The sequence below is a fragment of the Pseudomonas sp. GW823-FHT01D03 genome (genome assembly GCF_058798255.1).
In genome coordinates, this window is the sequence record NZ_JBXAKK010000001.1 from 289962 (window position 1) to 301262 (window position 11301).

Annotated in this window: 10 protein-coding genes; 3 read left to right on the forward strand and 7 right to left on the reverse strand. The window is 60.7% G+C overall.

Going from position 1 to position 11301, the window contains the following annotated elements; all coding sequences use genetic code 11:
• Positions 1-18: 18 nt before the first annotated feature.
• From AC1RBR_RS01275 to AC1RBR_RS01295, 5 genes are all read right to left on the reverse strand, one after another.
• Positions 19-2088, reverse strand: a complete 2070-nt coding sequence (locus AC1RBR_RS01275; RefSeq protein WP_492562605.1) for a GGDEF domain-containing protein — start codon at positions 2086-2088, stop codon at positions 19-21.
• Positions 2085-2963 (reverse strand): endonuclease/exonuclease/phosphatase family protein, encoded by an 879-nt coding sequence (locus tag AC1RBR_RS01280; RefSeq protein ID WP_095139745.1) that lies wholly within the window; start codon positions 2961-2963, stop codon positions 2085-2087. Before AC1RBR_RS01280 ends, AC1RBR_RS01275 begins: the two co-directional genes overlap by 4 nt.
• A gap of 14 nt (positions 2964-2977) precedes the next feature.
• On the reverse strand, positions 2978-3619 hold the full coding sequence (locus AC1RBR_RS01285; protein ID WP_115986478.1) for a thiol:disulfide interchange protein DsbA/DsbL: 642 nt from the start codon (positions 3617-3619) through the stop codon (positions 2978-2980).
• Between the two features lie 200 nt (positions 3620-3819).
• Positions 3820-4431: a c-type cytochrome gene (locus AC1RBR_RS01290; protein ID WP_492562606.1), complete on the reverse strand. Its 612-nt coding sequence runs from the start codon at positions 4429-4431 to the stop codon at positions 3820-3822.
• A 32-nt stretch (positions 4432-4463) separates the two neighbouring features.
• Positions 4464-4769: a c-type cytochrome gene (locus AC1RBR_RS01295; protein WP_041073683.1), complete on the reverse strand. Its 306-nt coding sequence runs from the start codon at positions 4767-4769 to the stop codon at positions 4464-4466.
• A 191-nt stretch (positions 4770-4960) separates the two neighbouring features.
• Here AC1RBR_RS01295 and yihA point away from each other — a divergent pair, with 191 nt between their 5' ends.
• Positions 4961-5611 carry a ribosome biogenesis GTP-binding protein YihA/YsxC gene (yihA, locus tag AC1RBR_RS01300; RefSeq protein ID WP_492562609.1) on the forward strand — a complete coding sequence of 217 codons (651 nt, stop codon included), beginning with the start codon at positions 4961-4963 and terminating at the stop codon, positions 5609-5611.
• Between the two features lie 410 nt (positions 5612-6021).
• Here the strand turns inward: yihA and polA are convergent, their stop codons facing one another.
• Positions 6022-8826, reverse strand: coding sequence for a DNA polymerase I (polA, locus tag AC1RBR_RS01305; protein ID WP_492562610.1), 2805 nt, complete (start codon positions 8824-8826; stop codon positions 6022-6024).
• Positions 8827-8900: 74 nt separating this feature from the next.
• Here polA and AC1RBR_RS01310 point away from each other — a divergent pair, with 74 nt between their 5' ends.
• The gene (locus AC1RBR_RS01310) at positions 8901-9191 is read left to right on the forward strand and encodes a DUF2782 domain-containing protein (RefSeq protein WP_095139740.1); all 291 of its coding nucleotides are present in this window, start codon (positions 8901-8903) and stop codon (positions 9189-9191) included.
• Between the two features lie 54 nt (positions 9192-9245).
• On the forward strand, positions 9246-10199 hold the full coding sequence (locus tag AC1RBR_RS01315; RefSeq protein ID WP_492562612.1) for a homoserine kinase: 954 nt from the start codon (positions 9246-9248) through the stop codon (positions 10197-10199).
• 127 nt (positions 10200-10326) lie between these two features.
• Here AC1RBR_RS01315 and AC1RBR_RS01320 read toward each other — a convergent pair whose 3' ends face one another.
• Complete coding sequence (locus AC1RBR_RS01320) at positions 10327-11247, reverse strand: zinc ABC transporter substrate-binding protein (RefSeq protein ID WP_095139798.1); 921 nt, start codon at positions 11245-11247, stop codon at positions 10327-10329.
• Positions 11248-11301: the final 54 nt, after the last annotated feature.

The window sequence follows — 11301 nt, forward strand, 5'->3', positions numbered from 1 at the left end:
ACAAAATGGAACAATTACTCAGCCCAGTTCGACCCGGTTGCGTCCGCCGTTTTTAGCACGGTACAACGCCTGATCGGCTCTTTTAAGCACCAGATCGCTGTGTTCTCCCGGGCGGAACGACGCCAGGCCCATGGAAATGGTGATCGTCACCCGTTCGCCCTTGAAGTGAAACGGGCAGGCTTCGATGGCCGCGCGCAGTGTCTCCAGCAGTTTGGCGCCCACGGCAGGCGTGGTGGCCGGCAGCAGCAGAACGAATTCCTCACCGCCAAAACGGGCAATGAAATCCGCAGCACGCAGGCGTTTGCGCAGCACTGTGGCGATGATCTTCAGCACCTTGTCGCCGGCCAGATGGCCGTAGTTGTCGTTGATGCGCTTGAAATGATCGAGGTCGAGCATCGCCAGACTCAAGGTGTTGCCGTGTTGCTGCCACTGCTTGATCTCGTGCTCCAGCCGCTCGCTCCAGGCAGCGCGGTTGGGCAGGCCGGTCAGCGGATCGATCAGGGCTTTCTGCCGTTGTTCTTCCAGGTGTTCGCGAAAGCCCAGAGCTTCCTGCTCCATGTGCGCCACACGCTCCGCCAGGCCCTTGAGACGTGCCGCCACTTCCTGCTCGCGGGCATCGCGTTGTTTCTGGTGCTGGTCCATGGTGCCAAGCAGGCCTTCGAGATGGTTCTCCAGCACCTGCTTGAGATCATCCAGATCGGCCGCTTCCTGCACGCTGGTCTGCAAGCCGTCGACTTGCTCGCGAATCTGCGTGTCCATCGCCCGCGCCGCCGAGCTGTTGTCAGCGTGGCCCTCGCTGGCGGCCTGCAGATTGCTCTGGAACGCTTCGAGGCGCTCGTTGAGTTGCTGCAGATAGGCTTCGAATTCGTGCTGGCCGCTGTCGGTGATCGCCAGCATCAACGTCGCCAGATCGTCGAGAATCGGTAGCAGTTCGTACCAGTTCAAACCATTTTTCAACCGATCACGCATCGCCTCGGCCTGCGGGCGATGGCGCTCGGGCAAGGTCAGGTCATCGAGCAGCCCGATCAGCGTGTCTTCGATGTGTTTGGCCACCGAGCTGTAAGACGGCTCCGGCGAGTCGGGCAGGGCATACAGAATGTCCTGCTCGGGTTGCTCCGGATCGATGGCGGCCAAGGCCTGGGCGATCGGTTCGGGCAGGGGCAGGCTGTCGAGGAGCAACGGTGCCGGGATGTCACCCGGGTGGATCAACTCGTCGGGGTTGAACGTGGCAGCAGGTGGTGGCGCTGTAATAGGGGTGTTCGGCTGTTTCGCTTCACGTTCGGCTGCTGGTAGTGCAGGTGCAGCAACCGGTGCGCTGATCGGCTCTGCAGCAATGACCGGTGGCGCGAACGCGACGACAGGTGATTCGGCCTCGGGCTGTACTGCTGGCGTTTGCTTATGCTCGGCCTCTGGTGGTTGTGCGGCGGCCTCTGCAATGACTGGTGCTGCCGGAGTCGGCTCGACCGCTGCGGCTGGCGCTGGTACCACCGGCTCTGGCGCAGCTTCAGCTTGCGCCGGCGTTGGCGCCTGAGCCTGTTCCGGTGCCTCTGGCACCCCTTCACTGTCACGGCTGCCAAACAAGCGCTGCAAAAAGCTTGGGCGGTCGGGCTCGGGCGGTGTTTCCAGCTGGCTCAACGCCTTGCCCTGTAAGCCACTGAGTTCGCTCAGCAGCAGCGGCATTTCCCGCGCCTGGCCGACCCGGCTATCGAGTTGCTTGGCGAATTTCTTCAGCGGTTGCGCCACTTCCCGAGGCAGCGGCAATGCTTGCAACTGGGTGACCAACGCGGTCAGCGCGGTGCTGACCTGATCGATCCGGGTCTCGCGACGCTGCTCCGAGTCCAGTACGGCTTTTTCCAGGCGCGGCAGCAGGGCGGCGAGGCCGGCGTCCATGTCGTCGGTACGCACCACGTCGCGCATCTCTTTCATGCACTGATCAACGACCTTGTCGGTGCCTTCAGCGGCCAGCGTGCTGCGCACCAGACCGCGGCGCAGCAAGTCGAGCCGGGCGGCCCACCGACGTTCGAGCTTGTCCTGCTGTTCGATGCTTTTGAGGTACTTCTCTTTCCAGCGCTGGGCGTCGTCGCTCATTCAGGGGTTCCGCGAGGGGCAGGACTCAACGCGGGCAATGCATCGGCCGTGAGCGAACCCGGCAGACGAATCTCTACCGCGACCGGCAGGTGATCGGAAATGGGTTGGGCCAGCACTTCGACCTTTTCCAGGGTCAGGGTCGGGCTGAGCAAAATATGATCAAGGCATCGCTGCGGCCGCCAGCTGGGAAACGTGGCTTGCATCTGCGGGGCCAGCAGGCCGAGATCGCGTAACGGTGACTGTTGTAGCAGATCACTGGCATGGGTGTTCATGTCGCCCATCAATATCTGGTGCTTGTAGCCACTGATCAGGTCGCGAATATAGGCCAGTTGCAGGCTGCGGACCCGGGCGCCGAGGGCCAGGTGCATCATCACCACCACCAACGCTTCCGGGCCTTCGCCGAAACGCAGGAGGATTGCGCCGCGACCTTTCGGGCCGGGCAGCGGATGATCTTCGATCGCCCACGGCTTCAGGCGACTGAGCACGCCATTGCTGTGCTGGGCCAGTCGGCCAAGGTTGCGATTGAGCTGTTGATACCAGTAGGGGAAGGCGCCGAGATGGGCCAGATGTTCGACTTGATTGACGTAGCCCGAACGCAGGCTGCCGCCATCGGCCTCCTGCAGGGCGACCAGATCGAAATCGCCGAGCAGGTCGCCGATCTTTTGCAGATTGCCTGAGCGCCCGGTGTGCGGCAGCAGGTGCTGCCAGCTGCGGGTCAGGTAATGCCGATAGCGCTCGGTGCTGATGCCGACCTGGATATTGAAACTGAGCAAGCGCAGACGCTGGTCCGCTGGCAGGCCCGTGGATGCCAGGTGGTGCTCGTTGACCTGTGGATCATGCAGGCCAACGGTGCGTTCGGTCTTCCAGCGGCGCATGGCGGTTGCCGCGCTTAGTTGGCAGCAGCCTTGTTAGCCGCTCGCTCTTTGGCGACCAGTTGATCGGCCAGTTGCAGAGCCTGTTCGGCACCACCGGCAGAGCCGATGTCGAAGCGGTATTTACCGTTGACGATCATGGTTGGAACGCCAGTGATTTCATACTTCTTGGCCAGCTCACGTGCCTTGATGATCTGACCTTTGATCGCGAACGAGTCGAAGGTGGCAAGGAACTTGTCCTTGTCCACGCCTTGAGTGGCGAGGAAATCGGCCATGTCGTTCTTGTCGGTCAGCTTCTTGTGTTCTTTCTGAATAGCGTTGAACACGGCGTTGTGAACCTTGTGCTCCACACCCATCGCTTCCAGGGTCAGGAACATCTGACCGTGAGCGTCCCATGGGCCGCCGAACATCGCAGGAATGCGCACGAAGTTGACGTCCTTGGGCAACTTCTCGACCCAAGGGTTGATCACCGGCTCGAATGCGTAGCAGTGCGGGCAGCCGTACCAGAACAGCTCCACTACCTCGATCTTGCCTGGTTCTGCCACTGGCACCGGGTTAGCCAGTTCGACATAAGGTGCGGCAGGGGCTTCAGCGGCCTGGGCGGTCACGCCGAACAGGCTGGCAGCGACGAGGGCGGCGCTGATGATCAGATTACGCATGCTTTACTCCTGGACAATTTTGGTCGCCTCGCGCGACCTGTTTTCAGACAGGTCCTGGCGGGCATGAGTTCTGTAGTGTAACGGCAGCGGCCACAAAAAAGGGCGGCCAAAGCCACCCTTTTTATACTTGCTGCGACGGATTAATCGAGCGTTAACGTTGCAGGAGATGTCCATCACCGTTAACGCTCGATTCAGGGCGGTTAGTGCAGGCCCTGGATGTAGCTGGAGACTGCGGCAATGTCTTCGTCGCTCAGTTTGCGCGCGATGGTGCGCATGGTCATCGCGTCGCCGTCGTTGGCGCGACCACCTTCTTCCTTGCGGAAGTCGGTCAGTTGTTTGGCGATGTATTGAGCGTGTTGGCCACCCAGGTGCGGGAAACCTGCAGCAGCGTTACCGGCACCATTCGGCGAATGGCAGCCGGTGCAGGCTGGCAGGCCTTTTTCCAGGTTGCCGCCACGGAACAGCGCCTCACCACGGGCGACGATCTTTGGATCGGCGGCACCGACGCTGCCTTTCTGGCTGGCGAAGTAAGCAGCAATGTCAGCCAGATCCTGATCGCTCAGGTTGGTCAGCAGGCCGGTCATTTCCAGAACCTGGCGCTTGCCCGACTTGATATCGTGCAACTGCTTGTCGAGGTAGCGTTCACCCTGACCGGCCAGTTTCGGGAAGTTTGGCGCCATGCTGTTCCCGTCCGGGCCATGGCAGGCTCCGCAGACGGCAGCCTTCGCCTGGCCGGCGGCGGCATCACCGGCAGCATGGGTGAAGCCTGAAATTCCCACGGTCAACAGCAGACTCACGATCAATTTGTTCATCAGCTAATCCAACTACGGCTAAGGGTTAAGAGTTATGGACCGGGTTTACTCTCGCTCATCCAAAGGATGATGGCCTGGTAATCCTCGGCACTGCAGTCCATGCACAAACCACGCGGCGGCATCGCCTTGAAACCCTGGGTCACGTGTTGCACCAGCGTCTCCATACCTTTCGCCAACCTCGGCGTCCAAGCTGCCTGATCGCCTCTTTCGGGCGCCATGGGTAGTTGGCCGGAATGACAGGCACCACAAACACGGTTGTACACGGCTTCCGGTTCCTGTGTAGCCTGTGCGCCGCAAAGCGGTATCAGGACTCCGGCAGCCAGCAGCCATTTCGTCATAAAACGACCTTTTCAGGGTTGAGAGCGTTCTGCGTTCTGATGCGCAATCAAGGTCTTTGGCTCTCGTGAACTTCATCCTTCGCTGGGACAAAGCACACACAAAATCTGCGGCATTATATACTGGCGTCACTGAAACGGAAGCGACACCGCGTTCCGCGCCCAATCCCGGCGCCGCCCACATCGGAAATCCCATGCAACTCAAGAATCCCATCCTCGGCCTGTGCCAACAGTCCACGTTCATGCTCAGTGCCGCCAAAGTCGATCAATGTCCTGACGACGAAGGCTTCGAAGTGGCGTTCGCCGGTCGTTCCAACGCCGGTAAATCCAGCGCACTGAATACCCTGACTCACGCCAGCCTGGCGCGCACCTCGAAAACCCCGGGTCGCACACAGCTGTTGAACTTCTTCAAGCTAGACGATGAACGGCGTCTGGTCGACCTGCCGGGCTACGGTTATGCAAAAGTCCCGATCCCGCTCAAGCAACACTGGCAGCGTCACCTCGAGGCTTACCTCGGTGGCCGCGAGAGTTTGAAGGGTTTGATTCTGATGATGGACATCCGTCATCCAATGACCGACTTCGACCTGCTGATGCTCGACTGGGCCGTTGCGGCCGGCATGCCGATGCACATCCTGTTGACCAAGGCCGACAAGCTGACCTACGGCGCCGCCAAGAACACGCTGCTGAAAGTGCAGTCGGAAATCCGCAAGGGCTGGGGTGATCTGGTGACGATCCAGCTGTTCTCGGCGCCAAAACGCATGGGCCTGGAAGAGGCCTACACTGTGTTGGCAGGCTGGATGGAGCTGGCAGACAAAGGCGCCGAAGCGGCGGCCGAGGCAGAATAGGGGAATTTCAAAACTGTCTGTGGTGCTGCCAGGCAAGGCAAAAGTGCTGGTAAAAAGCGCAGTTTAGGGAACCTGAATGAGCATTTTGATTAGCGCTTTTAACGCAGCATGACTGCGCCACAGCCGATTTTGAGGCAAAAAAAGCCCCGGACTTCATATGGGGAGGGAGAAGTTCCGGGGTTCAAGTTCCGAACCGCTAGGGCGGGGTTCAGATATCTGCCAACACTTAACACAACATAGGAGCATCGAAGGGCTTCACCAGCCATTCAGTATCTCTGAGTAGTGAGTCGTCAGATTAGTTCAGATTTTTTTCAAAAAGCTTTGGAATAACCCCAAGCGCGTTTCGAAATAAGCGCGTTTCGGGCGTTTGCCGCGACAGTATGTCACGGCAAACCCCCAAGCTAGACGCCTCAGTGCGCCTCATCCCAGTTGTTGCCGACGCCGACTTCCACCAGCAACGGCACGTCCAGTTTCGCCGCTTCGCTCATGTGCAGGCGGATTTCCTGACTCACCTGATCGACCAGATCCTCGCGAACCTCCAGCACCAGTTCGTCGTGCACTTGCAGGATGACTTTGGCGTCCAGCCCCGAAGACGCCAGCCAGTTATCCACCGCCACCATGGCTTTCTTGATGATGTCCGCTGCGGTGCCCTGCATTGGCGCGTTGATCGCCGTGCGTTCGGCGGCAGCGCGTTCCTGCGGCTTGTTGGAGTTGATTTCCGGCAGGTACAGGCGACGACCGAAGAAGGTCTCGACGTAACCCTGATCCGCCGCCTGGGCGCGGGTGCGCTCCATGTATTCGCGCACACCCGGATAACGGGCGAAGTAGGTGTCGATGTAGGCCTTCGCGGTCTTGGTGTCGACGCCGATATCCTTGCCGAGTTTCTGCGCGCCCATGCCGTAGATCAGGCCGAAGTTGATCGCCTTGGCACCACGGCGCTGGTCGGACGTCACTTCGTTCAGCTCGACCTTGAACACTTCAGCGGCGGTCGCGGTGTGCACGTCCAGATTGTTGCGGAAGGCATTCATCAGGCCTTCGTCCCTGGACAAGTGGGCCATGATCCGCAGTTCGATCTGCGAATAGTCCGCCGCCAGCAGTTTGTAGCCTTTGGGCGCGACGAATGCCTGACGGATACGGCGGCCTTCGGCGGTACGCACCGGAATGTTCTGCAGGTTCGGATCACTGGAAGACAAGCGCCCGGTCGATGCCACAGCCTGATGGTACGACGTGTGGATACGCCCGGTGCGCGGGTTGATCTGCTCCGGCAGGCGATCGGTGTAGGTGCTTTTCAGCTTGCTCATAGAGCGGTGTTCCATCAGCACTTTCGGCAAACGGTGATCATCCTCGGCCAGTTTCGCCAGCACTTCCTCGGCGGTCGAAGGCTGGCCCTTGGCGGTTTTCTTCAGCACCGGCAGGCCGAGTTTTTCGTAGAGGATCACGCCCAGCTGCTTCGGCGAGCCGAGGTTGAATTCTTCGCCGGCGATCTCGAACGCTTCGCGCTCCAGCGCGACCATCTTGTTGCCCAGTTCGATGCTCTGGATGCCGAGCAGCTCGGCATCGACGAACGCGCCCTGACGCTCGATGCGCGCCAGCACCGGCACCAGCGGAATCTCGATGTCGGTCAGCACGCCGGCCAGGCTCGGGATCGCGCTGAGTTTTTCGAACAGGGTCTGGTGCAGGCGCAGGGTAATGTCGGCGTCTTCGGCGGCGTAAGGGCCGGCCTGCTCCAGAGCGATCTGGTCGAAGGTCAGCTGCTTGGCGCCTTTGCCGGCGATGTCCTGGAAGCTCACGGTGGTGTGATCCAGGTACTTCTGCGCGAGGCTGTCCATGTCGTGGCGGGTGGCGGTGGAATTGAGCACGTAGGACTCAAGCATGGTGTCGAAAGCGATGCCGCGCACGGTGATGCCTTCGTTCTGATCACCGCCGATGGCGCAGTTGGCCAGAATGTTCATGTCGAACTTGGCGTGCTGGCCGACCTTGAGCTTGTTCGGGTCTTCCAGAATCGGCTTCAGCGCGCGCAGCACTGTGTCGCGATCCAGTTGCTCGGGCACGCCGATGTAGGAGTGGGTCAGCGGGATGTACGCCGCTTCGTTGGCCTGCACCGCGAACGACAGGCCGACCAGTTGCGCCTGTTGCGCGTCGATGCCGGTGGTTTCGGTGTCGAAAGCGAACAGCTTGGCGTTGTTCAGTTTCTCTAGCCAGACATCGAAGCGCGCCTGATCGAGGATGGTTTCGTAAGCGGCTTCGGCAGGGGCGGCGGGCACTTCGGCTGGCGGCGCGCTGAACAGATCGCCAGCCGGCGCAGGCTCGGTAGCGGCACTCAGTTCCTGGCGCTTGGCATTGCGATCCAGATCATTGATCCAGCTTTTGAATTCCAGCAGGGTGTACAACTCGTAGAGCTTGGCCGGATCTTCCGCGCCCATTTGCAGGTCATCGAGGCCGATGTCCAGCGGCACGTCGACCTTGATGGTCGCCAGTTGATAGGAGAGAAAGGCCATCTCCTTGTGCTCTTCGAGCTTGGCCGGCAGGGTCTTGGCCCCACGAATCGGCAGGGTCGGCACGATGTCGAGATTCGCGTACAGCTCGGTCAGGCCGCCGTTGACGCCGACCAGCAGGCCGGAGGCGGTCTTCGGACCGATGCCGGGAACACCCGGAATGTTGTCGGAAGAATCGCCCATCAGCGCCAGATAATCGATGATCTGCTCGGGAGCGACGCCGAATTTCTCCTTCACGCCCTCCACATCCATCGAGCTACCGGACATGGTGTTGACCAAGGTAATGTGGCCGTCGACCAGTTGCGCCATGTCCTTGTCGCCGGTGGAGATGATCACCGGACGATCCGCCGCCGCGCTGCTGCGCGCCAGGGTGCCGATCACGTCGTCAGCCTCGACGCCTTCCACGCACAGCAGCGGGAAACCGAGGGCGATCACGCTCTGGTGCAGCGGTTCGATCTGCACGCGCATGTCGTCGGGCATGCTCGGACGATTGGCCTTGTATTCGGCGTACATCTCGTCGCGAAACGTCCCGCCCTTGGCGTCGAAGACCACGGCGAACGGACTGTCCGGGTACTGCTTGCGCAGACTCTTGAGCATGTTCAGCACACCTTTGACCGCGCCGGTCGGCAGGCCTTTGGAGGTGGTCAGCGGTGGCAGGGCATGGAAAGCGCGGTACAGGTAAGACGAACCGTCCACCAGGACGAGGGGGGCTTGGCTCATGAGCAGAATCAACCTTTTCGGCGGGCCCGGCGCTAGAATAGCGGGACCGTTGACGACAAAGGGACAAGGTTATCATGCGTACGTTAAATCGCTTGCTGCTGGTCGGTTTGATTGCTGCCTCACCATTGGCCGCGATCGCGGCGGATGATGCGCCGTCGGGAGATCCTGAAGTCACCATTCGCACGGAAGGCGACAAGACGATTCAGGAATATCGTCAAAACGGGTTCCTGTACGCGATCAAAGTCACGCCGAAGGGCGCGCCACCTTACTTTCTGGTGCGCGCAGACGGGACCGATGCAAACTTCATCCGCTCGGATCAGCCGGATATGCTGATTCCGTCGTGGAAAATTTTCGAATGGAAGTAGATTTTTAATTCACCCGGTGCCGCGATTGGCGGTGCCCGTACTGGCAGTTAAAACATGTCTGTGTTCACCCCCCTGGCTCGGCCCGAGCTGGAAACCTTTCTCGCCCCTTACGGGCTCGGCCGTCTGCTCGATTTCCAGGGGATCGCCGCCGGCAGCGAAAACACCAATTTCTTTATCAGCCTTGAGCAGGGCGAATTCGTCCTGACCCTGGTCGAGCGTGGCCCGGTGCAGGAGATGCCGTTCTTCATCGACCTGCTCGACGTGCTGCACGAGGCCGATCTGCCGGTGCCTTACGCACTGCGCACCACCGACGGCGTGGCGTTGCGTGAGCTCAAGGGCAAACCGGCGCTGCTGCAACCGCGGCTGTCCGGCAAACACATCAAAGTCGCCAACGCTCAGCATTGCGCGCAGGTCGGCGAGTTGCAGGCGCATCTGCACCTGGCGACCCAGGGCGAGCGCATGATCAAGCGCAAGACCGATCGTGGCCTGGACTGGATGCTGGAAGAGGGCAGCGAGTTTCTCTCGCACCTGAGCGACGAGCCGCGTGCGCTGCTGCACAAGGCGCTGGAGGAAATCACGGCGCAGAAAGACAGAATCCTCGCGCTGCCACGGGCCAACATTCACGCCGACCTGTTCCGCGATAACGCGATGTTCGAAGGTACGCACCTGACCGGGTTGATCGACTTCTACAACGCCTGTTCGGGGCCGATGCTCTATGACGTGGCGATTGCCTTGAATGACTGGTGTTCGGACGAGGAAGGCTTGATTGACGGGCCGCGCGCCCGCGCATTCCTTGGCGCATATGCGGCGCTGCGTCCGTTCACTGCCGCCGAAGCGGAGCTATGGCCGACCATGTTACGCGTGGCGTGTGTGCGGTTCTGGCTGTCGCGGTTGATCGCCGCCGAGCAGTTTGCCGGGCAGGACGTGCTGATTCACGATCCGCGGGAGTTCGAGCAGCGCTTGGCGCAGCGGCAGCAGGTCAGCACCCCTCTGCCGTTCGCGCTTTAAATTGTGGCGAGCGAGCTTGCTCGCGCTGGGTTGCGAAGCGGCCCCAAAATTCTGGCAGTCAGCCCGATTTTTGTGAGTGCTGCGCACTCAAGCGGGAGCAAGCTCCCTCGCCACAGGTTTTGCGTTGTTACAACGATTCCAGGCACCCGGCCAGATCGTTGCCCAGCTTCTCCAGCACCTGCTCATACCCCTGAGCCGTCGCCGGCGTATAGCCACCCAGCGCATCCAGCTCCGCCAGTTTCACCGGCAGACCCGCTACCAGCGTCTCCGCCAGGCGTGGACGCAACGGTGGTTCGCTGAACACACAGGTCTTGCCGACTTCCTGCAGGCGTTTGCGCATTGCCGCCACATGCTGCGCGCCGGGCTGCACTTCCGCCGCCACACTGAACACGCCAGCGTGTTTCAGGCCATAAGCCTCTTCAAAGTAATCAAACGCCTCGTGGAACACGAAGTAGGGCTTGCCCTCAATGCCGGCCAGACGTTGCTTCAAACGTGCATCCAGCGCATCGAGGCGCTCATCGAAGGCCTTGGCATTGCTCTGATAACGCTCGGCATTCGCCGGGTCCGCAGCGCTCAAATCAGCCGCCATCCTGTCGGCAATCACCCGCGCGTTGACCGGCGATAACCACAAATGCGCGTCCAGGGTGCCCGGGCGATGATCGTGATCATGCTCGTCGGCGTCTTCGGCGTGGGAGTGGCTGTCTTCGGCAAAGCGGCGCAGTTTCATGCCCGGCAGATCCTGCACGGCCACGCTCGGCAGCGTACGACCGTTCAGCACGCGGGGCAGGAAACCTTCCATGTCCGGGCCGATCCAGTACAGCAGGTCCACCGATTGCACCTTCCGTACGTCGGACGGGCGCAGGGCGTAATTGTGCGGCGAGGCACCCGGTGGCAGCAGCACTTCCGGAATGGCGATCCCGTCCTGCACCGCCGCGGCAATCAACTGCAGCGGTTTGATGCTGGTGAGAACCCTGACCTCGGCCTGAGCCGAACCGATCAGCAGAAAACTGGCGATAAAAGCCACAAAAACAGAAAAAAGTCGGGACACGATGACCACTCAATGAGGCGAGAACGGGTAACATAATAACGTCTCTATCAAAAC

Bases quoted from the DNA above. Each gene is read 5' to 3' on its own strand.
- AC1RBR_RS01275 (WP_492562605.1), bottom strand. From the start codon at position 2,088: ATGAGCGACGACGCCCAGCGCTGGAAAGAGAAGTACCTCAAAAGCATC.
- AC1RBR_RS01280 (WP_095139745.1), bottom strand. From the start codon at position 2,963: ATGCGCCGCTGGAAGACCGAACGCACCGTTGGCCTGCATGATCCACAG.
- AC1RBR_RS01285 (WP_115986478.1), bottom strand. From the start codon at position 3,619: ATGCGTAATCTGATCATCAGCGCCGCCCTCGTCGCTGCCAGCCTGTTC.
- AC1RBR_RS01290 (WP_492562606.1), bottom strand. From the start codon at position 4,431: ATGAACAAATTGATCGTGAGTCTGCTGTTGACCGTGGGAATTTCAGGC.
- AC1RBR_RS01295 (WP_041073683.1), bottom strand. From the start codon at position 4,769: ATGACGAAATGGCTGCTGGCTGCCGGAGTCCTGATACCGCTTTGCGGC.
- yihA (WP_492562609.1), top strand. From the start codon at position 4,961: ATGCAACTCAAGAATCCCATCCTCGGCCTGTGCCAACAGTCCACGTTC.
- polA (WP_492562610.1), bottom strand. From the start codon at position 8,826: ATGAGCCAAGCCCCCCTCGTCCTGGTGGACGGTTCGTCTTACCTGTAC.
- AC1RBR_RS01310 (WP_095139740.1), top strand. From the start codon at position 8,901: ATGCGTACGTTAAATCGCTTGCTGCTGGTCGGTTTGATTGCTGCCTCA.
- AC1RBR_RS01315 (WP_492562612.1), top strand. From the start codon at position 9,246: ATGTCTGTGTTCACCCCCCTGGCTCGGCCCGAGCTGGAAACCTTTCTC.